The following is a 21,639-nucleotide window of genomic DNA, read 5'->3' as shown; positions in this document are numbered from 1 at the left end:
GCTCACCTCGACATTTCGACGTTCGCGTGCGCCGGGCTGACCGCGCCCCGGCGGTCGAGCCAGCGCACCGCCGCCGCCGAGGCCAGGCCCGCCGCCGCGCACAACAACCACGCGGGCCAGGCGACACCGCTGCCGGAACCGGCGCTGGCCCAACCGATGACCGCGTTGCCGCCGGCGGCCACCACTCCGGACACCAGGTAGAACACCCCGAAGTAGGTGCCGGACAGGCCGTCCCTGCCGAAGGCGGGGATCAGCTCCAACACGAACGGCTGGGCCACCATCAGCCCCAACGACATCGTGAACACGGCCACCAGCACGGGCGCGAGGCGCACCGCCGCCGCCACGAAGCCCCCTGGCGGCGCCGTCGTGGCCGGCAGGAGCGCGGAGCCCAGCAGGGGCACGAAGAACGCCGCGCCCATCAGCCCGAGTCCCACCGCGATGGCCACCCCCCGGGACACCCGGCGTTGGCACCACTGCGTGATCCGCACCTGGAGCGCCAGACTGGCCATAGTGGACACCAGGAACACCGCGGCCACCGAGCCCGCCTGACCGGTCGCCCACTCCGCCTGCATCGGCAGCACCAGGTAGAGCTGGTTCTGGAGGGCGAACATCCCGGTCAGCGCCAACGTGAACGCCACGAACCGCCGGTTGGTCAGGCACTCCCGCCAGTCGCCCAGCACGGTTCCCCTGCTGGGTTTGACGGGCAGGGCGGGCAACGCCATCGTCTGCGCGACGGTCAGCACGGCGAACACCAGCGCCGCGACCACCGCCGAGGCGCGGAAACCCACGACCAGCAACGCGCTGCCCAGCAGCGGGCCGAGCAGCGCCCCGGTGTTGGCGAACACGTTGAACAGGGAGAAGGCCTCCGCGCGGCGGTCGGCCGCCGCCACCGAGAGGTAGGCCCGGACCGCGGGGTTGAACAGCGCCCCGGCCAGGCCGCTAAGCACCGAGGCGGCCAGCAGCACGGTCAGCGAGTCGCCGATCGCGAACAGTCCGAACCCGACGGTGCGCAACCCGCACCCGACGATGATCACGGAGCGGGCGCCGAGCCGGTCCGAGGCCGACCCGCCGATCAGGAACAGCCCCTGCTGGCTGAGGTTGCGCACGCCGAGCACGACGCCGACCAGGGCGGCCGACATCCCGAGGTCCTGCCCCAGGTGCGTGGCCAGGTAGGGGATCAACAGGTAGAAGCCGGTGTTCACGCCGAGCTGGTTGACCAGCAACAGCCGCACCGACAACGGGAAACTGCGCAGAAGGCGGAGCGTGGTCACCGGGTCGCCCCCACCGGGCTGACGCCCAGGCCCGGGCGTCCGGTCAACCGGAGCACGCCGTCCTCCCCGCCGATGCCGGTCCACGGGTCGTTGGCCAGCAACAGGTGCCCGTCCAGGTCCACCCACCGGGCCTGGCCGGCCAGGTGCACCGCGGGCGCGATGCCCAGGGAACTGGCCACCAGGCAGCCGAGCATCACGTCGGTGCCCCGGGAGCGCGCGGCCTCGATCAGCCGGCGGGCCGCGCTCACCCCACCGCACTTGGCCAGCTTGACGTTCACGCCGTGCACCACGCCGGCGAGCCGCTCGACGTCGGCCAGGGTCGACGCGTCCTCGTCCGCGATGACCGGCACCGGCGAGCGCTCCGCGAGCGCGGCCAGCTCGTCCGGGGTCCCCGGTGGGATCGGCTGTTCCACCGCGTCCACGTCGAAGCGGGCGAAGTCCGCCAGCAGCCGCGGTGCGTCCTCCGGCCGCCACGCGCCGTTGGGGTCCAGCACGAGCCGCGCCGCCGGCGCGATCGCGCGCACGATGGCCACCCGCGCCAGGTCCTCGGCCGGGTCCGGTGCGCCCAGCTTGAGCTTCAGCGTGGTGAAACCTCGGTCGGTCAACTGCTTCGCGGTGGTGGCCGCGTGTTCCGGGTCGGTGATGCCGATCGTGCGGGCGGTGGCCACCGGGCGCCAGGTCGACTGGCCGAGCAGGTGGTGGACCGGAAGGCCCACCTGCCGCCCCACGAGGTCGTGCGCGGCCGCGTCCAACGCGGCGAGCACGCCGGGCGCCTCCGCCAACGGCCCCGCCGCCTCGGGCAGCGCCGCCAGCAGGCTCGCCGGGTCGGGGAACTCGCGCAGCCGGGGCGCGAACTCCATGACCAGGCTGGTGATCCGGCGGACGTCGAGTCCGAAGTAGACGCTGGTGACCACCTCGCCGTGCCCGACGACGCCGTCGTGCTCCAGTGCGAGCTGGACCGCGTCCCTGGTGGACATCACCGAGCGGGAGATCCGGAACGGCTCCCGCAACGGCAACGCCACCACGTTCCAGTCGAGCTTCACGCGGGGACCTCCATCGTGTTCAGGGGATCGACGACGCCGCGGCACCGCGCCCACCCGGTCACCTCGACCGCGCGCGGGTCGGCGATCTCCACCGGGTGCGCGGCGGCCGGGCCGGTGAGGCCGCGCGTCCGGCAGAAGTCGTCGTCGAAGATCGTGCCGAGATAGCGGTGCGGGCCGTCGGGGAACACCGTCACCACGCGCGCGCCCGGTTCGACCCTGGCGATCCAGGCCGCCACCCTGGCCACCGCGCCGGTGCTCCAGCCGCCGGTGACGAAGGCGTGGGCGGCCAGCCGCCGGCAGGAGTCGACGGCCTCGGCCGGCCCGACCCAGTGCACCTCGTCGAACTGGCGGTAGGCGACGTTGCGGGGGTAGATGCTGCTGCCCAGACCGCGCATCACCCGGGGACGGGCGGGCTGACCGAAGATCGTCGACCCGACGGTGTCCACGCCCACCAACCGCATCCGGGGCCAGTGCTGGCGCAGCGCCACCGCCAACCCTCCACTGTGGCCACCCGTGCCGACACTGCACACCAGGACGTCGGCGTGGTCGAGCTGGTCGACCAGCTCGCGGGCCAGCGAGACGTACCCCGCCGGGTTGTCCGGGTTGTTGTACTGGTCCGGCCAGTACGCCCCGGGCAGCTCGCGCAGCACCTGGTGCAGCCGGTCCAGCCTGGCCTGCTGCCAACCGCCCGTCGGGTGCGGCCGCCCGACGACCTCCAGGCGCGCGCCGTGCGCCACGAGCAGCGCCCGCATGGCCGGCTCCAGGTCGTCGTCGACCACCAGCACCACCGGGTGGCCCAGCGCCTGGCCGGCGAAGGCCAGGCCCACGCCGAGGGTTCCGCTGGTCGACTCGACCACGGGCGCGTGCGGGCGCAGCTCGCCGCGCTGCCGCGCGCCCCGCAGCATCGACACCGCCGCGCGGGCCTTCATCCCGCCGGCGCTCAGGCACTCCAGCTTCGCGAAGAAGCCCCGGTGGGCGTGCGGCAGCGGGGTGGTGATCCGCGCGACCGGGGTGTTTCCCAGCAGTGCCAACAGGTCCTGGTTCGCGCCGATGCTCACGACGCGCCGACTCTCGTCCACTGTGGACTTCACGATGCGTTTCCCCCGTACCGGTAGAGCACGCTCGGACCGCCGTCCAACCAGAAGAACGGGTAGGGCTCGGCGGAGACCGCGGTGACGCCCGAGCCCAGGAACCACGGCAGCACGGCGCTGCCGGTCTGGGCGAACAGCACGAACGGCTTGCCGGTGCGCCGCGCGTGCCGGAGCAGGGGCTCGAACGTGCCGTTGCCCACCGTCATCCCGGAGGCGAGCAGCACGTCGCAGTCGTCGACGACCGCCATGCAGTCGGCCACGAACGGCTCGCCCCACTCCGTCACCCCGTCCTTGAGGTCGCACGGCAGGTAACGCAGCCCCCGGGTCCGCAGGTGGGACAACAGGGAGTTCACGACCCCGACGACCAACACGGTCTGCCCGGGACGGGCCGGAACCAGGTCGGTCACCGCGGCGGCGCGGGCCATCGACTTCTCCAACGACGAACCCCCCGGCACGGTGACGGCCGCGTCCGCGACCCGCTCGTGGGGGTGCGCCGCCATGAGGTACGCGTCGAGCGCGGCGACCCGGACGGCGTTCACCGGATGCGCCAACAGGTCCAGGACCGGCGCGCCCACGCAGTCGTAGACCACGTCGTCGGGCACCTCGTCCGGTTCCACCGCGCAGGAGCCGACCGCGCGCTCCACCCGGAAGCTGACGACGTGGTTGCGGTAACCGCTTTCCCGGGACGCGTGCCGCACGCCCTGCCGGGTCACGAAGGCGACGCTGACGCGCACCTCGGCCGGGTCGGGCCCGAGCCGACCGGCCGCCGCGTGGTCGACCAGATCGGCCAGCGAGTTCGGCCGCAGCCCGTCCACGCGGGGGAAGGGGACCGCGGCGGAGGACGCCGGGCTCACGCGGGACACCGGTCCGGCTCCGTCGCGTACTCCACGCGCAGTCCGCCGACCAGCCGTTCGGCGTGCGTCCGCGCTCCGGCGCCGTGCCGGTCGACCACCATGACGTGGCCGAGGTAGTTGTTGTTGCTCGTGGCCGCGCCGGCCTGGACGCCGTCCTTGACCTGCCACTCCACGACGTCCGGGTCGGCGGCCAGCGCCTCCGTCCCGTGCACCCGGTCGACCAGCCCCGCCCTGGGCGGCAGGAGGAAGGAGACCGCCGCGCTGCGCGCGCCGGTGTCGACCTGGGCGAGCGCGGGCCGGTTTCCCAGTGCCAGCTCGGCGAAAGCCATCGGCAGGTCGACGCCGGTGACCCTGCGGACCAGCTCGGTGATGCGGTTGCCGGCGGGGCGCGGGTTGATCTCCACGATCCGCGGGCCGTCCGGCGTGAGCTTGAGCTCGGTGTGCGCCACGCCGTGGTCCAGACCGACGGCCCGCAGGGCGGCGACCGCCGTCTCCTCGGTGGCGCGCCGGAGGTCGGCGTCGAGGTTCGCGGGGAACATGTGGCCGTTCTCCACGAACCACGGGTCGCCGACGACGCTCTTGTCGGTCACGCCGATGACGTGGGTCTCCCCGCGGTAGGTGACCGTCTCGACGCTCACCTCCTCGCCCACCAGGACCTCCTCCAGCAGCACGGCCGGCGACCTCGGCTGCTGCCGGGCGTTGACCGGAAACCCTTCCAGCGCCAGGAAAGCCTCCCGCAGCTCGGCCTCGTCGGAGACCTTGCGGACGTACATCCCCGCGCACAGGTCGACCGGTTTGAGCACCAGCGGGTAGCCGAGCTCCGCCGCGGCCCCCGCGGTGGCCGCCCAGCCCTCGGTCACGGCGAAGGCCGGCCCCGGCAGCCCGGCCGCGCGCATCGCCTCCCTGGCGAGGTCCTTGCGGTAGGCCCGTTCCACCGCCCCGGGGCTGGCTCCGGGCAGGCGGAGGTGCTCGGCGACCCTGGCGACCGTGCCCAGGTAGTAGTCGCAGGAGGAGAGCACGCCGTCGAAGCCGAACACCTCGTGCAGGCGCGCCACCCGGGGCAGCAGCTCTGCCAGGTCGTTGGTCTCCGCGGTGAGCACGTTCTCCGCTGACAGCAGGGGATGCGGCCCGCCGGGTGGGGTCGCGCGCAGGTAGTGGTGCAGGTCCCGGGTGAGGAACGTGAACCGGTGGCCGGCCTCCCCGATGGCTCGTGGCAGCAGTGTGCTCATCGCGCCCACCCAGCTCTCGATCAGCAAAAGGTGACCCACGGCACTCCCCTCGGTCGCTCGCGGGCCTCGTCGGCCCGAGCTCGTTGACCCTACAATGAAAACGGTTATCAATTGCTTCGATAGTAGACCACCTGGACGAGGCCGTGTCACCGCGTAGTCACCATTTCCTGGTCACCGTGCTCACCTTCGGGCTGCTCACGGGCCTCCCGGCGTCGTCATCAGCGATGACACCGGAACCCGTCACCGGCGCCCGGATCTCCTTCGGACCGTGCCCTGAGCCGCCACCGCCCACCCCGGACGGAGCGACGGTGGAGTGCGGCCGGCTCGACGTCCCCCTGGACCACTCCCGACCGGACGGACCGACGCTGCGACTGGCGGTCTCCCGCGTCCGCGCGTCCGGGACTCCCGAGGAGCACAGGGGAATCCTGCTCGTCAACCCGGGCGGCCCCGGTGGCCGCGGCGTCCCCTACGCGGCCACCAAACGCGCCAAGATGCCCGAGTCCGTCCGGCGGAGCTTCGACGTCGTCGGCTTCGACCCCAGGGGCGTCGGCGCCAGCACGCCCGTCGACTGTGGACAGATGGGCGGGCGCTTCGACCACCCCGCACCCGAGCCGGTCCCCACCACCCCCGAGGCGGAACTCTCCTATTTGGACGGTCTACGCCGGACCGCTCGGGACTGCGCCGCGGCAATCGGGGATGTCCTCCCGCACATCAGCACCACGAACACCGCGCGGGACATGGATCTGCTCCGCGCGGCGCTCGGCGAGCGCCGGCTGAGCTTCCTGGGCGTGTCCTACGGCTCGTACCTCGGAGCCGCCTACGCCACGCTGTTCCCGCACCGCGTCGACCGGATGGTGCTCGACAGCGTCGTCGGCCCGGTCGGCTGGTACGACTTCGACCGCGACCAGGCCGTGGCCCTGCTCCGCCAGCGGGACACGCTGTTCGACTGGCTGGCCGAGCACCGCGCGGCCTTCCGCCTCGGTGCGACGAGGAACGAGGTGCGGGCGCACTACCTGCGGACCCGCGAGGCCCTCGCGGCTCGCGGGGACTCCTTCGGCCCGGCCGAGTTCGACCGGCTCGTGTACCGGGCGCTGGGCCGAACCGAACGCTGGGAGAAGCTGGGACTGGGCCTGCGGGCGTTCGCGGAGACCGGCAGCGACGAGCCGCTCCGCGCGCAGCTACCCGCGGAGGACGCGGCCACGCGCAACTTCGAGGCGGCCAACCGCACCGTGAAGTGCGCGGACGGCCCGGGACCCCGGAGCGGCCTGCGGATCGTGGCCGACCTGCGGTGGCTGCGCGCGCTCGATCCGCGGCCGGTGGTGACCGGCATGGAGGCGGCGGTCTGCCGGTACTGGGCCCACCAACCCCGGGAGCGGGTGGCCTTCGGCGGGCCGGACATTCCGCCGATCCTGTTGACCCAGGCGGAGTTCGACCCGGTGACTCCGTACGCGGGCGCGCGTCAGATGCGGCGCGCCCTGCCGGACTCCCGCATGATCACCCTGGCCGGCGGCTACTCCCACGGCGTGTTCGCCAGTCAGCGCAACACCTGCGTGGACGAGACCGCGGCGGCCTACCTGGTGCGGGGCGCGCTCCCGGCGCACGATCTCCGGTGCACCGGAACAGGGTCGGGTCTGCCCACACCGTCGTCGTAAGTCTGATCACCGGGTTTCCGTGTGGCCAGGCCGAAAACGGCGACAGGCGCCCACCTTCTGGCGGGCGCCTGTCGTCGGAGCGGTCGATCAGCGAGTGATGATCAGCTCGCGGCGGGGACGGGAGCCGGAGCCGGCTTCTGCACCGACCGCAGCGTGAGCAGGCTGGCCAGCAGCCCGGAGAAGACGCACACCACGCCGGTGGCGATCAGCGTGGCCGACGGCAGGACCAGCCGGACGATCTCACCGGGGACCAGGTCCGCGAAGTCGTGCGAACCCCACCACGAGACGGCGAAACCGGTGCCGACCAGACCCGCGACGACCAGCAGCAGCCCGATGCCGAGCAGCACCTCCAGCCGCATCACCGACAACAGCCCGGATTTCCCGGTGTCCCGCGTCAGCCCGTTGGCCCTGCCGTAGATCTTCGCGCAGCCACCGAACAACAACAGCTGCACGCTGACCAACACCAACAGGCACGCGTACACCAGCGCGGCGATGTCGAACCGCACCTCGCCCAGGGTCACCGGCCCCGCGGTGAGCACCGCGGACCCGACCAGGCCGAGCAACAACAACACCGCACCCGGCCAGACCAGGGTCTTGCCCGGCGCGAACACCAGCAGGAAGCGCAGGTGCCGCCAGCCGTCCCGCCAGGTCCGCAGGTGCGGCGGCCGGGACCGGCCGTCCGGCTGCAACGTGGTCGGCACCTCGACGATGTCGTAGCCGGCGAGGGCCGAGCGCACGACCAGCTCCGAGGCGAACTCCATGCCCGGCATGCACAGGCCCAGCGCGCGAATCCGGTCGCGGTGGAAACCCCGCAGGCCGCAGTGGAAGTCGCCCACGTTCTTCAGTCCGAACAGGACACGACCCAGCCAGCTCAGCACGGGGTTGCCGAGGTAGCGGTGCAACGGCGGCATCGCCCCGGGCGCGATCCCACCCCGGAACCGGTTGCCCATGACGACGTCGTGGCCCTTGCGCAGACCCTCGATGAACGGCCCGAGGTTGCCCAGGTCGTAGGAGTCGTCCGCGTCACCCATGATCACGTACTTGCCGCGGGCGTTCTCGATGCCCGCCAGCAGCGCGCCGCCGTAGCCGCGGATCGGGGCGTGCACCACCCGCGCGCCGTGCTTCTCGGCGATCTCCTGGGAGCCGTCGGTGCTGCCGTTGTCCGACACCAGCACCTCGCCGGCGACACCGAGCTCCCGCAGGCACCGCACGGCCTTGGTCACGCAGGTCGCCAGTGTCTCGGCCTCGTTGAGGCAGGGCAGCAGGACGGTGACTTCGAGGTCGTCGTTCACACCTTCTCCGATGTGGTCTCGCGCCGCGGCCCGCCGTGCTCGGCGCGCCCGTCGATCCGCGCTGGGGTGTTCGGGGGACTCGTCGAGAAAGTCGTGCGCAGCCGGTGAACGGCCAGGACGCCGCCGACCGACAGCAGGGTGATCGACGGGATGCCGTACCTCGGTTCGAGCATCGAGGTGGCCACCGCGAGCACCAGCAACGCGACGCCGACCGCCGCGAACAGCAGCGCGTCCAGGCCGACGCGGAAGCCGGGGCGCCGCACCCGCCAGACCACCGCCGCCAGCGCGAGCAGGACGGCCAGTCCCAGCGCGGCCGGCGGGACCTGCACGGCCCTGGAGTAGTCGGCCAGGAACTCCCGCGACCGCGAGGACGGCGTCCACTCGTTGGGCGCGGCCTCGCCGACGAAGGCGCCGTCGCGGTTGAGCTGCTGCTTGCAGCGCGGCTCGCCGGGGACGTCCCGCAGGTCGGCCGGCATGACCCACCAGTTGCCCAGGCACGTCAGGTCCGGTCCGTACTTCTGGCCCGGCAACAGGTAGTGGGCGAGGTCCCCGGCCACCGACACGGCGAAGTCCACCGGCTGCTGCCGCAGCACCTCCTTGGCGAAGGTCCCGACGAAGTCGTCCTGGTCCAGCCCGAAGCGCTGGATGTTCGGGTCCGACCACAGGTAGTAGTCCGCGCGCTCGGGCCGCTGGCCGAGCGGCTCCCTCGGGCACAGCTCCCGCTGCTGGTCGGTGAGCTGGAGCCGGTCGCAGTCGGCGACCAGCGCGGTGCGGGCGTAGAGGTAGTGGCCCTGCATGATCGTGAAGGAGAACCGGCCGGTGTTCGCGTGCGCCCACGTCAGGTAGCCGCCCAACAACGCGCCGACGGCGACCGTGAAGGCGACGACCTGCTTCCAGCCCACCCGGCGGACGATCAGGTAGAGCAGCACCACACCGCAGACACCGACGCCGACCGACCGGGTCAGCGCGGCGCTGGCGGCCAGCACGCCGGTGATCCCGCACACCAGCCAGCTCGGCCGCTCCCGCCACAGCAGCAACAGGAGCGCGGACATCAGCAGGACGGTGAACAGGGTCTCGGCCAGCAGGTAGTGCTCAAGGGTGATCTGGCGGCCGTCGAGCGCCGTGGGCGCGACGCCCAGGGCGGCGAGCCAGCCGGGCAGGCCGCGCCGACGCAGGAACGCGTAGGCGACCACGACCAGCGCGAGCGCCATCAGGTGTTGCAGCACCGTGACGACGGAGATCGAGCCGGTGACGCTGAGCAACCGCAGGAGCAACGGGTAGCCGATGAGGTTGGCGCCGTGCGCGGTCGCCGGGTTCAGGTGCTCGCTCGCCCTGACGTACGCCGAACTGTCCGGGAACCAGAACGCCGGGCGGTACGCGTGCACCACCAGGGCGCGCACCGCGACCCCCGCGACCAGCAGCAGGGCGATCGCCCAGTGCCGGCGGAGGAATCCGGCGACGCCGCCCCGCCCGGACGTGACTCGGCGCGGCGCGTCCGCCGTGTCCCCCGGGCGCTCGGCCACGAGGGACGACGCGCCAGGAACATCGTTCATTGGCTCCGTCTACCTTTTTGGTCACACTTCGACAACAGAAGCAATGGCACAGTGTTGGCACGCACAATTGAGGGCCGCGTCGAACCACCCAGCCGTTCGACGTCGACCCCACCGAGACAATACGTCCCCACTTCGTTTTCCCCCAAGGCGGGCGAGTGCCGCTCCGGTCGTATTCCCGGAGCTGACACGGGTTCGACACTTCGTGGACGCCCGGGGGTGAGCCCCGGTTGTCACGCACCCCACACACTGTGTTCTTGGCCGCACGCAGCGGAAATCGCCGCGTCGTCGCCACCGGCCCCGGCGCGCGCACGGGGCCGGCGAAGCGCGCGAACGACGACGCCCGCGCTCACCCGGAAGATCAGGGTCCGGGTGAACGCGGGCGGGCTGTGTGGTGACGGTGGGTCAGCGGGCGGCCACCGCCGCGCGCTCCCTGGCGGCGCGGACGCAGCGCCACAACTCCTCGCCGTAGGGCACCGCGATCAGGCCGACGACCCCGGCGGCGACACCCGCCAGGTACCTGCCGGGCAGCCGGTTCCGCTTCAGCCGCAGCCGCCAGGCGTCGCTCCGGTCGGAGCCGCTCAGCAGCTCCCGCGCCTGCCGCCAGTGCAGGCAGGCCACGGCGGCGCTGCCCATGAACGGCAGCGACTCCAGGAAGCTGTGGATGTGCTGCTCGACCGGGCGCACGTCCCGCCCGCTCTCCACGGCGGTCGTGACGTCCCACAGCGCCGTGGCCTCGTGCGCGGCGATCGCCGCCAGCATGATCAGCATGACCGCCGGGTTGATCTCGCAGAGCAGGGTGAGCGTGATCGGCACCCCGATCTCGGCCATCATCAACAGGTGGATCAGCGACTCGCGGACGCCCGCGTTGTCCTGGATGTGGGTGCGGCGGTGCTGCCACCAGTCGAGCAACCCCGGGACGAACCATGCGGGGAGCAGGCCGTAGAGCAGGTAGCGCAGGGTCGCGCTCTCCACGTCGCCGGCCTCCTGGGGGATGTGGATGCGGGGGCGGGACAGCACCGCCCGCCGCAGCCGCGACAGCGGTGAACGCATCGCCTGACCTCCTCGTCCGTGCTCCGCGTCCGAATGTCGACCTGATGCCGACCTGATGCCGTTCGGCGCCGACGGCACAGCGGCCGGCCCGCTTCCAGGCTGCACCGGAACCTCGTCCCCCGCTGGCCGAGCACGGGGACCCGAAGCGGTGGCACGACAGCGGGTCACCGCACGCGCATCGCCCGTTGCGGTGAAGCGCCAGCGTTTCCCCACCGCGGCCGGCGGCGGCGTTGTCTCCTCGCCGAACCGGGTTCGACCGCGTCCGAGGGGAGACGGAGATGGCCGCACCAGGGGAGTTCGTCCCGACGTCGACCTCGTGGACCAGCGCGGAGCGGGGCTGGGTCCTCGGTTTCGCCCACGACGACACCACAGCACGTCCGGTCCTGCTGTCCACCGAGGACGGCGGTGCGCGCTGGACGCGCCGCAACGCTCCGGACATCACCGTGTCGCCGATCTCGGCGCAGGTGCGCGTCCACCTCGCCAACGACCGGGACGCGTTGGCCACCAACGGGGAGATCCTCCACGCGACGCACGACGGCGCGGCGAGCTGGCATCCCGTCGAGCTGCCGGACGCCCGGCCGCCGGTGCGCGTCGAGGCCCTCGCGACCAACGGCGCCTCGGCGTACGCCCTGGTCATCTCCGGAGCCGAGGACGACAGGCGGACCCGGCTCTTCGCCTCGCCCGTCGACCAGTCGCGGTGGGCGCCCGTGCCCGGGCTCGCGGCTCCGGGCGTCGCCGGCGGCTCCGTCGTCGGCGTCGGGAGCGCGGCGTTCGTCGTGATCGGCGGCGGCGGGACGCCCGGCCGCTACTGGACCACCGAGGACGGGAGCGACTGGCGGGAGGCGGACCCGCCGTGCGCGGAGCCCGAGATGGCGACCTGGCTGGCCCTCGTGCCCGGCGACCGGGCTGTGCCGTCCGCGGTGTTCGCGGTGTGCGCGTACCGGGCCGAGCTTCCCCCTGGGCAGAGCCACAAGGACCTCAGGCGGTCCACCGGCGGCGGCCCGTTCGAGCTGCTCGGGCGGGCCCCGACCACCGGCATCGCGCGGGGCCTGGCCGTGCCCGCCCCGGACACCGCCCTGGTGGCGTCGGTCGGCGGCGGCTTCGCCTTCCTGTTCCGCACCACCGACGGCGGCCGGACCTGGGACACGGTGCTCAGGCAGGAACCGCCCGAGTTCCTCGACCTGGCCTTCCAGGACACCACGCACGGGGTGGTCTTCCGCGGCTCCGGCACCGGGTCGCACGGCGCCGTGCTGCGCACCACCGACGGCGGGGTGAGCTGGCGCGAGCTGTCGTTCGGCGAAGCCCGACCGGCTACCGCTCGGCCGTGACGGTCAGCGCCGGCCCGAGCTTCCCCTTCGGCGCCCCGGCCTCGCCACCGTTCTCGCTCACACCGTTCTGGCTCGCACCGCTCTCGCTCGCGCCGCCCTCGCTCACGCCGCCCTCGCTCACGCCGTCACCGCCCCGGCGGCCGACGAGCCACGCGTAGACGAGGACACCGGCGAACAGCAGCAGCGTCCCCTGGTACACGGCGGCCTGGCCGGCCCCGGCGATCAGCCACAGCGAGAACGCGAAGGACACCCCCGCGACGAGCAGGTCGCGCCCCAGCCGCAACGGGCGCACCCGGGCGCGGGCGCCGGACACCAGCCAGCGGAGCTGGGCGGCGGCCGACAGCAGGTAGGGCACCGCCACCGTGAAGCTGGTGATCAGCACCAGGCTCTGGAACACACCGGCCGTCCCGCCGAGGTAGTTCAGCACGATGAGCGCGGAGGCGAGCACCTGGCCGACGAGCACGCCAAACCGGGGGATGCCCCGGTGGCGACGGGCGAACGCCGCCGGGAACAACCCGTCCAGCGCAGCCGCGTACGACACCTGCGCGGTCATCAGGATCCAGCCGTTCAGCGCGCCCACGATGGACGTGACCGCGGCCAGCGCGACCACGACACCACCGACCGAACCCCCGACGACGGTGTTGACGGCGTCGGCGAACGGCGCGGACGAGCCCACCAGCCGGTCGTGCGGCACGATGCCGAACACCGAGACGATGCCCAGCAGGTAGACCACGGCCGCACCAACCGTGCCGAGCACGCTCGCGCGTCGCACGTTGCGCTTGGGGTCCCTGACCTCCCCGGCGCACATCGCCGCCGACTCGACGCCGAGGTAGCTGTAGAGCAGCAGGGCCGCGGACGCCGAGAGCGCGCCCGGCCAGCCCTCCCCCGTGGCGTCGAACGAACCGAAGTTCTCCGCGCGGACGAAGAACAGGCCGCCGACGGCCACGAGCAGCAGCGGCACGAACTTGAGCACCGTCGAGACGACCTGCACGAGACCCACCGAGCGGGCGCCGGCGAAGTGCGCGACGGCGGGCAGCCACAGGCACGCCAGCGCCACCCCCGCCTGGGCGGCGGCGTTGTCGTGCAGGGGGACCAGCACGTTGACGTAGCCGACGGCGGCCACGGCCAGCGCGGCGTTGCTGGCCCACGTCGTCGTCCAGTAGGACCACGCGGACAGGAAGCCGGCGAAGCTCCCGAAGGCGTCCCTCGGGTAGACGTAGAGCCCGCCGGTGACCGGGCTGCGCTCGGTGAGCCGGCCGAAGAGCAGGGCGAGCGCGACGGCGCCCACCGTGAGCACGGCGAAGGCGAGGATGCTCACCGTGCCGTAGGGCGCGACCGTGGCCGGCAGGGTGAAGATGCCGCCACCGATGATGTTGCCCATCACCAGCGCGACCGCCGTCGCGAGGCCGAAGCGCGACGCGCGTCGCCCGGCTCGCGCGTCGGTCGGCTGGTCCGGTGCCACGGGCGTGGCGCCGCTGTCCCGCATCCCTGCCTCTTCCCTGTTCCGGTCCCTGTTCCTGGCCTGTTCCGGCAGAACAAACCGGCGAAGCATAGGGCGGGGAAACGGGGCGGTTCCAGGGCTTCCGGGGCCCCCGAACCAGCGACACGTCGGGGGAGGGAAAATCTCCTGACGGCCCGTGGGCGGAAGGGAAATCCTGTCGCCCACGCCCGAAGCCGCTGCTCAGGCCCGGCTCAGCCGCCGCCCCGCTCGCCGGAGCGGTCGAGCGGTCCCCACCCGCCGGCCTGCTGCTCGGCGACCACCCGGTCGCAGTCCGCCAACACGGACTCGTGGACCCACGCGACAGGTTGGCGACAGACCACCAGCGGCTCGTTGTCCGGGCCGCGCCCCCGCTCCTCCGCGCGCAGCACCCACGGCCGCACCCCGGGGCCGCGCTGGTCGCGCAGGTGCCGGTAGTCGTGCAGCCGGCGCGCGACCCACAGCTCCCGGGACCGGTCGCCCCACCAGTCCTCGACGCGCAGCGGGTTGGCCGACAGGCCGGGCAGCCGCACCCCGGTGAGGCCGTCCCGGCTGGACTGGCCGCCGCCCTCGGCCAGGTCCGCCGCCGGCCCCTTCGACCACCGCAGGTACAGGCCGAGGCCCCGGTCGGGGCCGGCCACCAGCTCGGCGAGCTCGCTGAGCCGGGTGATGGTGGGCAGGTCGGCCGGGTCCTCCGGTGTGCGCGCGCTGTTCACACTGTTCACGCTGTTCACCGCCGAGGAGTACCCGCTGCCGGGCGAGACGTCGCCGTCAGTGGCGCACGGCGTCGGCGGTCTGCTCGGCGGTCCGCCGCAGCCCGGACAGCTCGCTCGCCCGCCGGCCCCGGGACGGGTCGTCCTCGTAGCGGGACAGCGCCAGGCCGAGGCCGAAGAAGGTGGGCGCCCACTCGCCGATGAAGATGCCCCACCGGTCGGCCCTGGCGAGGGAGGCGTCCTCGGCGTTGCGGGACACCAGCCAGGACACGAACGACGCGACGATCGAGCAGAAGGCGGCGAAGTAGGCGTGCTCGCTGCGAACACCGAGGTCGTACATCTTCTTGACGATCATGGTGGCTCCTCCTTGGGCTTGGGCCGTTCGCGGGTCCGCTCGCGGGTTCCGTCGTGGTTCCGTCGTGGGTTTGTCGTGGGTCCGTTCGCGGGTCCCGCGCTGGGTGCGCCATCCGTCGAGGTACCCCGGAAGCCGGGGGTTCTCCCCAGCACGGCCTGAAAGCGTGAACGAGGGGCGACAGGGTGTGATCACGGCGAGGCAGGATCGGTGCGGGACCGGCCGGCGCCGGGCAACCCTTCCGTATCCCACGGCTTCCGCCCGCCCGCAACTCGTTTGTCGTGTTCAGGCGGTAGTTATCCACAGACGCCCGTTTTCCACTCTGCCGGGTGATGCCTTTTCCGGAGTTGTCCACAGGCTCGCGCCGGGTTCTTGGCCCCTCCGTGGCTGGCCGATAGGCTGGAGCAGGGCTCGCCCCCCAGGGCGGGTGGGGGCTGTCCCCGGGTAGGGAGTTCGGGGCGGCGCGGCCCACGGGAATTCCGCCGGAGCGGCGGGAACGCTTTCCCGGTTCAGATCGCCGAGGTCATTGCCGAGAATCGGGGCATCAGGACGACGACCGATTTCCCGGCCGTCAGGAGAATGTTTCGGAGCGGGCAGCCGCACGGGATTTCCCCCGCCCCCGCGCCGGACTTCCTCGTCGCCGGGTCAGCTCCCGGGCAGCGGCCGGCGCGCGGCCAACGCCAGCAAATCAGCCGAGGACAGCCCGGTGAGCCGCTCGACCTCCGCCGCCTCCACCGCGCCGCAGTCCACCGCGCGCCGCAACGAGCCCGCCAGCGCCTGCGCGGTCGCCGGTTCGTCCAGCACCGCGCCCCCACCCCGCCCGACGTACCGCCGCAGCCGCGCGGCGTCGGCGTCCAGTCCCGAGCGGAAGAAGGCGAACACCGCGGCGTACCGGCTCACCAACTGCGCCGGGTGCAGGTCCCACCCCTGGTAGAAGCCGTGGTCCAGACCACGGCGCACCAGCGTGCCGTGGGTGCGCCACCCCGACCGCACCTGCCCGGCGTCGCCGACCGGCAGCACGTTCGTCGACCCGTCGGACAGCCGCACCCCGGTTCCCGCGGCCGCGAGCTGCATGACGTGCCGCGCGAAGTCGCACGCCCCGTGCGCCAAGTGCTGCTGCGCCGCCGACAGCCCGCACGCCGCCGTGTAGTCGTAGGTGCCGAAGTGCAGCCCGCTCACCCGGCCCTGCCCCGCCTCGATCCACGCTGGAAGGGCCAGACTGCCGCTGCCGTCCAACACGGACTGCGTCGTCTCGACCTGGATCTCGAACCGCAGCGCGCGGTCCGGAAGCCCCAGCGCCCGCTCGGCCAGCCCCAGCACGGCGACGAACGCCTCCACCTGCGCGGTCGCGGTGACCTTGGGAAAGGTCAGCACGAACCCGTCCGGCAGCGCGCCGCCGGTCCGTTCGAGCAACGCTGTCAGCAACACGTCCAACGTGCGGACGCTACGCGCACGCAGCACTGGGGTGTCGAAGGACTTCACCCGCGCGCCGAACGACGGCGGGCAGGTCCCAGCAGCGCACCAGTCGGCGACGTGCCCGGCGGCGGCCACGGCGTCGGCGTCCTCCTGGTCGTCGCCCGGCGCCCCGTACCCGTCCTCGAAGTCGATCCGCAGGTCCTCCACCGGCTCGCCGGCGAGCTTGGCCCGCACCCTGGGGTGCACGGCCCCGGCCAGCTCCGGTGCGAGGTCGAGCACCGCCGCCAGGTCGGCCGGCGTCGGCGCGTGCTCGTCGAGTGCGGCGAGCGCGGCGGCGCCCCACTCCCCCGGCAGGTCGGCGTGCACCCGGTCGGCGGGCACGTAACAGGTGTGCACCGGCTGCCGGCCCCCGGCGTCACCGGGGTAGCGCCGGGCGCGCTCGGCGTCCACCTCGGCCAAGGAAGCGAGCGCATCGGCGACGGCGGTGGCGTCGAACGAGGTCCGCGCCACGGCTCAGTCGATCCGCTCGCAGGCGGGCAGGGTCAGGAACTCCACGAACTCCTCGGCCAGCGCGACCTCCTCGAAGACCTCCCTGGCGTCCCGCCACCGGCCGGCCCGGAAGGCCTCGTCGCCGATCTCGGCCCGGATGCGCTCCAGTTCCTCGTCGACCACCCGCCGCACCAGGTCCGCGGTCACCCGCTCGCCGACCAGGGAGTCGCCGGCGGCGAGCCGCACGTCGTTGCGAATCCACTGCCAGACCTGCGAACGCGCGATCTCGGCCGTCGCCACGTCCTCCATGAGGTTGAACAACGCGGCGGCGCCGATGCCCCGCAACCACGACTCGACGTACCGCAGACCGACGTTGACGTCGCTGCGCAGCCCCTCCTCCGTCACCTCACCTGGTGTGGCGGCCACGTCGAGCAGATCGGCCGCGGTGACCACGACGTCGTCGCGGCGCCGGTCGACCTGGTTGGGGCGCTCGCCCAGCACCGCGTCGAACGCCTCGGCGCACACCGGAACCAGGTCGGGATGGGCCACCCACGAGCCGTCGAAGCCGGCGACGGCCTCGCGCTGCTTGTCCTCGGCCACCTTCGCCATCGCGCGCGCGTTCACCTCCGGGTCGCGGCGGCTCGGGATGAACGCGGCCATGCCGCCGATCGCGAAGGCCCCGCGCCGGTGGCAGGTGCGCACGAGCAGGTCGGTGTAGGCCCGCATGAACGGGGCGGTCATCGTGACCGAGTTGCGGTCGGGGAGCACGAAGTCGGCTCCGGCGTCCCGGAAGTTCTTGATGACGCTGAACAAGTAGTCCCACCGCCCGGCGTTCAGGCCGGAGGCGTGCTCCCGCAGCTCGTGGAGGATCTCCTCCATCTCGAACGCCGCGGTGATCGTCTCGATCAGCGCGGTGGCCCTGACCGTGCCGTGCGGGATGTCCAGCGCCCGCTCGGCGTGGGTGAACACGTCGTTCCACAGCCGGGCCTCGCGGTGGCCCTCCATCTTGGGCAGGTAGAAGTACGGGCCGCTGCCCCGCTCCAGTAGGCGCCGGGCGTTGTGGAAGAAGTAGAGCCCGAAGTCGAGCAGCGCGCCGCTGACGGGTTCGCCGTCCACCAGCAGGTGCCGGTCGACCAGGTGCCAGCCGCGCGGCCGGAACACGATCGCCGGGGTGCGCTCGGCGGTGAGCCGGTACTCCTTCCCCTCCGGGGTGGTGAGGCTGATCCGCCGTTCGATGGCGTCCGTCAGATTCACCTGGCCGGCGATCACGTTGTGCCAGGTGGGGGTGTTGGCGTCCTCGTGGTCGGCCAGCCACACCCGGGCTCCGGAGTTGAGGGCGTTGATCGTCATCTTGCGCTCGGTGGGGCCGGTGATCTCCACCCGCCGGTCGCGCAGGTCGGCGGGGGCCTCGGCCACGGTCCAGTCGCCCTCGCGCACGGCGGCGGTCTCGGGGAGGAAGTCCAGGCGGCCGGTGCGCGCGATCTCCGCCCGGCGCTCGCCCCTGCGGCGCAGCACCTCGGCGCGCCGGGGGCCGAACCGCCGGTGGAGGTCGGCCACGAACGCCAGCGCCGCCGGCGTGAGCACCTCCTCCCCCCGGTCGACCGATGGGCCATGGACGGTCACGCCGTTGTGGTCGCTCACGATCCGCTCCTCGGCAGTACGAGCGTCATCATTCTGCGATTCGGAGCTTAGATTCTGTATGGTGGAAGTCAACAGCCGCGGGCGGATCGGGCTCCCCGATCTCGGACCCGGCCGTCGGCGGGTGTCCCTAGAATCCGCGCGGGAGTTCGCCCGGCGAGAGGGGAGACGGCATGACGCCGCAGAGGACGGAGCGCGGCTCCAGCGGCGGCGTGCAGTCGCTGGAACGCGCCTTCCAACTCCTGGAACGACTGGCCGACGCGGGCGGCGAGGCCGGCCTGTCCGAACTGGCCGCCGCCTCGGGCCTGCCGCTGCCGACCATCCACCGGCTGGTCCGCACCCTGGTCACCCTGGGCTACGTCCGACAGGACAGCTCCCGCCGGTACGCGCTCGGCCCCCGGCTGATCCGGCTGGGCGAGACCGCCAGCCGCCAGTTCGGCGCGTGGGCCCGCCCCCTGCTGGCCGACCTGGTCGAGCAGGTCGGCGAGACCGCCAACCTGGCGATCCTGGACGGCGACGAGATCGTCTACGTGGCGCAGGCGCCGTCGCGGCACTCGATGCGGATGTTCACCGAGGTCGGCCGACGCGTGCTGCCGCACGGCACCGGGGTCGGCAAGGCGGTGCTCTCCCGGCTTCCCCGCGAGGAGGTCGAGGAGCTCCTCGACCGCACGGGGCTGCCCGCCTTCACCCCGCACACGATCACCGACCGCGCCAAGCTGCTCCGCCAGCTCACCCAGATCACGCGCCAGGGCTACGCCATGGACGAGGGCGAGCAGGAGGTCGGCGTGCGCTGCGTGGCCGTGCCGCTCGGCGCGGGCCCGGCGCTCGCCGCCATCTCCGTGTCCGGCCCCGAAGGACGGCTCACCAAGGCGGTCGTCAGCCGGATCGTCCCGCTCATGCAGCGCACCGCCGAACAGCTCACCCAGCAGTTCGCCAACGCCGCCTCCGCCTGAGCCCCCTGGACATCCGACAGCCAGCACACGACCATCAGCTGGCCGGCCCACACCCACTCCACGAGTCGGGGTGATCCCCGTGCCCGGACCGCCGCCGCGCGACCGCTTCGGCAACGCCCTGCTCGACTTCCGCTTCCTCACCGGGCCAGGGTCTTCCGGCCTGGACGGGCACACCCCGCTGCCCCTCGCCCTCGTCGTGGTCCACCACGCGGAACACGTCCTGATGGTGTTCGACCGCCGACGCCAGCAGTGGGAACTCCCCGGTGGACTCATCGAGCCCCACGAGTCCCCCGCCGAGGCCGCCGTGCGGGAACTGGCCGAGGAAACCGGAATCCACGGCGTTCACGCGCGACTGACCGCCCTCGCCGAGTTCGAGCTCCAACACCCGCCCCGCCGCGAGTACGCCGCGGTCTTCCGAACCGCGCTGTCCGCCCCGCCAACCCTGACCGTCAACGACGAGGTGTCAGCCTTCCACTGGTGGCACCCGAACTCCCCCGTCCCCAACACCATGAGCCCCCTCGACGCCGAAATCGCCCACCGCGTCACCACCCACCCCCACCACGACTGACGCCCCCCGCACGTCGCATCTGACACCCACTCGACGACCAAACCACCGTCCATCCACAGTGGACAGAGTGATCGAAACACCTGTGGTTGTCCTCGGTGTCGCCGGGCAGGTTGCTTCAGGCTCGCGGATCGACGGGGACGACGCGGAACGACAGTCCTTCCGGACCGGTCAGGCGCAGGACCCGGCGCCCCACGCGTTCGAGCCAGGCGACATGGCCCAGGCCGTGGGCGGCGGCGCGGGCGGCGACGCCGTCCACGTCGGTGGCGCTGACGACGAGTTCCCAGCGTGGGGCGCAAGATTCCGGCTCGGGTGGCGGAACGAAGTCCGCGAAGGCGAGGTCGACGCCCAGCAGCTCACGGTAGAAAAGCCGTGCCTGGTTGGGCTGATCGCTGATGTGGACCATTCGGTGCGGAGCGAACGGCGCACCCGGTGGGCACTGCCAACCGCCAAACTCCCGTGCCTGCCAAGGAGAGAAGGCCGCGCCGAACGGGTCGACCAGGGTTGCCGTGCGGCCCTGGTCGCCGGCGTCGAAGGGAGCGACGACGAGTCGAGCACCGTTCGCGGTCGCCGCGTCGACACGGCGCTCGACGTCGTCCACGGCGAGGTAGTAAGCGATGTGGGCGGGAATCCCGGGCGGGTAGACCGGATTGGCGAGGTCGCTCACCCCACCGATCTGGTGTCCGCCGGAGCTGATCCTGACCGCTCGACGCCAGTCGCCCTCGTCCACCGCGAACCGCCATCCCAGCGCCGCGCTGAAGAACTCGGCGACTCCGGCGACGTCGTGGGCCTTGAGGTCCATCCAGCAGAACGAGTTCACCGAGCCGAGGCGGGTGGTCATCCGGTCGCTCCTCGCCGTTCGGGGGCTTGAGGCGAGGGCGCCCTTCGTATACGAAAGACGCCCCCTCGGCCGCGCTTCGTATCCGAAGGACGTTCTCTCCTTCGACCTTCGTATACGAAGTGCGCCTGGGTTTTGTCCGAAGTCTTTCGTATACGAAAGACGGCGGGGCCTCCATCGGATTTCCGCCTCCCGAACGCCCTCCCCGCGGGGAGGGCACGGCTCAGCCAAGTCGGGCCAACACCTCCTCCGCCGACAGGCACCCCGCGGTCGTCAACTCCAGGTTCGCCAACGACGCGGCATGGACCGCCTCGTCAGCGGCGGTGACGCAGTCCGAGACCACGTGCACCGTGAACCCGAGATCCGTCGCGTGCCGAGCGGTCTGCTCGACAGTGAGGTTGGTGGCGACACCGGTCAGGAACAGGGTGTCGACCCCCCGACCCGACAACCAGTCGGCGAGGTCGTTGCCAGCCAGGCCGGACAGCTTCTGGTTGTCGACAACCCGCCCCGCCTCGGCCTGCGCCGCCATCTCCGGAACCACCGCCGCCCCGGCCGCGGTGGGCCGGAACGCCTCCTGGGCGTCCCCGACCGCGCGCATGAACCCGGTGTTGCGCACCAGACCACCCTCGCCCACCGGAATCGTGAAGCGGGTGAACACCAGCTCCGCCCCGGCGGCCGACGCCCGCTCGTGGAACCGCGCCGCGCGCCCCACGACCCCGCTCCTGGCCACCGGCTCGCCGAGCATCCCACCGAAGAAGCCCTCCGGCTTGATCACGTTGACCTGCCAGTGCAGGGCGAGCACGGCCGCGCCCCTCGCGTTGATCACCATGGGCAC

The 21,639-nt window shown here is 72.7% G+C and carries 19 protein-coding genes; 4 read left to right on the top strand and 15 right to left on the bottom strand.

From position 1 onward, the window contains the following. Positions 1-2: 2 nt before the first annotated feature. The 5 genes from BUE43_RS07515 to BUE43_RS07495 are packed head-to-tail and all read right to left on the bottom strand — an operon-like array spanning position 3 to position 5,527. The gene (locus tag BUE43_RS07515) at positions 3-1,271 is read right to left on the bottom strand and encodes an MFS transporter (protein ID WP_073480645.1); all 1,269 of its coding nucleotides are present in this window, start codon (positions 1,269-1,271) and stop codon (positions 3-5) included. Further along, entirely contained in the window at positions 1,268-2,314 is a 1,047-nt protein-coding gene (locus BUE43_RS07510; RefSeq protein WP_073480644.1) for a mandelate racemase/muconate lactonizing enzyme family protein, read from the bottom strand. Before BUE43_RS07510 ends, BUE43_RS07515 begins: the two co-directional genes overlap by 4 nt. After that, positions 2,311-3,405 carry a PLP-dependent cysteine synthase family protein gene (locus BUE43_RS07505; protein WP_083959432.1) on the bottom strand — a complete coding sequence of 365 codons (1,095 nt, stop codon included), beginning with the start codon at positions 3,403-3,405 and terminating at the stop codon, positions 2,311-2,313. Before BUE43_RS07505 ends, BUE43_RS07510 begins: the two co-directional genes overlap by 4 nt. Continuing rightward, positions 3,402-4,268 (bottom strand): Rossmann-like domain-containing protein, encoded by an 867-nt coding sequence (locus BUE43_RS07500; protein ID WP_083959431.1) that lies wholly within the window; start codon positions 4,266-4,268, stop codon positions 3,402-3,404. The genes BUE43_RS07505 and BUE43_RS07500 overlap by 4 nt, the downstream gene beginning before the upstream one ends. Then, on the bottom strand, positions 4,256-5,527 hold the full coding sequence (locus BUE43_RS07495; protein ID WP_073480643.1) for an ATP-grasp domain-containing protein: 1,272 nt from the start codon (positions 5,525-5,527) through the stop codon (positions 4,256-4,258). Before BUE43_RS07495 ends, BUE43_RS07500 begins: the two co-directional genes overlap by 13 nt. A 104-nt stretch (positions 5,528-5,631) precedes the next feature. Here BUE43_RS07495 and BUE43_RS07490 point away from each other — a divergent pair, with 104 nt between their 5' ends. After that, positions 5,632-7,140, top strand: coding sequence for an alpha/beta hydrolase (locus BUE43_RS07490; RefSeq protein ID WP_234995590.1), 1,509 nt, complete (start codon positions 5,632-5,634; stop codon positions 7,138-7,140). A gap of 101 nt (positions 7,141-7,241) precedes the next feature. Here the strand turns inward: BUE43_RS07490 and BUE43_RS07485 are convergent, their stop codons facing one another. From BUE43_RS07485 to BUE43_RS07475, 3 genes are all read right to left on the bottom strand, one after another. Next, complete coding sequence (locus tag BUE43_RS07485) at positions 7,242-8,432, bottom strand: glycosyltransferase family 2 protein (protein WP_143174010.1); 1,191 nt, start codon at positions 8,430-8,432, stop codon at positions 7,242-7,244. Further along, on the bottom strand, positions 8,429-9,985 hold the full coding sequence (locus BUE43_RS07480) for a hypothetical protein (RefSeq protein WP_143174009.1): 1,557 nt from the start codon (positions 9,983-9,985) through the stop codon (positions 8,429-8,431). The genes BUE43_RS07485 and BUE43_RS07480 overlap by 4 nt, the downstream gene beginning before the upstream one ends. Before the next feature lie 402 nt (positions 9,986-10,387). Beyond that, positions 10,388-11,035 carry a hypothetical protein gene (locus BUE43_RS07475; RefSeq protein WP_200797403.1) on the bottom strand — a complete coding sequence of 216 codons (648 nt, stop codon included), beginning with the start codon at positions 11,033-11,035 and terminating at the stop codon, positions 10,388-10,390. A 278-nt stretch (positions 11,036-11,313) separates the two neighbouring features. Between BUE43_RS07475 and BUE43_RS07470 the strand changes: the two genes are divergently transcribed. Beyond that, the gene (locus BUE43_RS07470) at positions 11,314-12,363 is read left to right on the top strand and encodes a sialidase family protein (RefSeq protein WP_073480641.1); all 1,050 of its coding nucleotides are present in this window, start codon (positions 11,314-11,316) and stop codon (positions 12,361-12,363) included. On the opposite strand, the gene BUE43_RS07465 is transcribed toward BUE43_RS07470, so the two are convergent. The 5 genes from BUE43_RS07465 to aceB form a co-directional block, all read right to left on the bottom strand. Continuing rightward, on the bottom strand, positions 12,347-13,849 hold the full coding sequence (locus BUE43_RS07465; RefSeq protein WP_083959429.1) for an amino acid permease: 1,503 nt from the start codon (positions 13,847-13,849) through the stop codon (positions 12,347-12,349). The two genes, BUE43_RS07470 and BUE43_RS07465, sit on opposite strands and share 17 nt — an antisense overlap. A gap of 206 nt (positions 13,850-14,055) precedes the next feature. Next, positions 14,056-14,565: a DUF6098 family protein gene (locus BUE43_RS07460; RefSeq protein ID WP_234995589.1), complete on the bottom strand. Its 510-nt coding sequence runs from the start codon at positions 14,563-14,565 to the stop codon at positions 14,056-14,058. A 46-nt stretch (positions 14,566-14,611) separates the two neighbouring features. Continuing rightward, positions 14,612-14,908 carry a hypothetical protein gene (locus BUE43_RS07455; RefSeq protein ID WP_073480640.1) on the bottom strand — a complete coding sequence of 99 codons (297 nt, stop codon included), beginning with the start codon at positions 14,906-14,908 and terminating at the stop codon, positions 14,612-14,614. 642 nt (positions 14,909-15,550) lie between these two features. Further along, the gene (locus BUE43_RS07450) at positions 15,551-16,831 is read right to left on the bottom strand and encodes a DUF6986 family protein (RefSeq protein WP_073480639.1); all 1,281 of its coding nucleotides are present in this window, start codon (positions 16,829-16,831) and stop codon (positions 15,551-15,553) included. A gap of 3 nt (positions 16,832-16,834) precedes the next feature. Continuing rightward, positions 16,835-18,451, bottom strand: a complete 1,617-nt coding sequence (gene aceB / locus BUE43_RS07445; RefSeq protein WP_083959428.1) for a malate synthase A — start codon at positions 18,449-18,451, stop codon at positions 16,835-16,837. Between the two features lie 170 nt (positions 18,452-18,621). Between aceB and BUE43_RS07440 the strand changes: the two genes are divergently transcribed. Further along, a complete protein-coding gene (locus tag BUE43_RS07440; protein WP_073480638.1) occupies positions 18,622-19,401 on the top strand; it encodes an IclR family transcriptional regulator in 780 nt (259 codons plus the stop codon). A 79-nt stretch (positions 19,402-19,480) separates the two neighbouring features. Beyond that, a complete protein-coding gene (locus BUE43_RS07435; protein WP_143174008.1) occupies positions 19,481-19,969 on the top strand; it encodes an NUDIX hydrolase in 489 nt (162 codons plus the stop codon). A 115-nt stretch (positions 19,970-20,084) separates the two neighbouring features. Here the strand turns inward: BUE43_RS07435 and BUE43_RS07430 are convergent, their stop codons facing one another. Together BUE43_RS07430 and BUE43_RS07425 are read right to left on the bottom strand one after the other, a co-directional pair. After that, positions 20,085-20,807 carry a VOC family protein gene (locus tag BUE43_RS07430; RefSeq protein ID WP_073480636.1) on the bottom strand — a complete coding sequence of 241 codons (723 nt, stop codon included), beginning with the start codon at positions 20,805-20,807 and terminating at the stop codon, positions 20,085-20,087. Positions 20,808-21,027: 220 nt separating this feature from the next. Beyond that, on the bottom strand, positions 21,028-21,633 hold the full coding sequence (locus tag BUE43_RS07425; protein WP_073480635.1) for a cysteine hydrolase family protein: 606 nt from the start codon (positions 21,631-21,633) through the stop codon (positions 21,028-21,030). Between the last annotated feature and the right edge of the window lie 6 nt (positions 21,634-21,639).

The organism is Streptoalloteichus hindustanus (assembly GCF_900129375.1).
Lineage (GTDB): Bacteria > Actinomycetota > Actinomycetes > Mycobacteriales > Pseudonocardiaceae > Streptoalloteichus > Streptoalloteichus hindustanus.
Note: the sequence above shows the minus strand (reverse complement) of the source record. Positions and strands in the feature narration are given on the sequence as shown.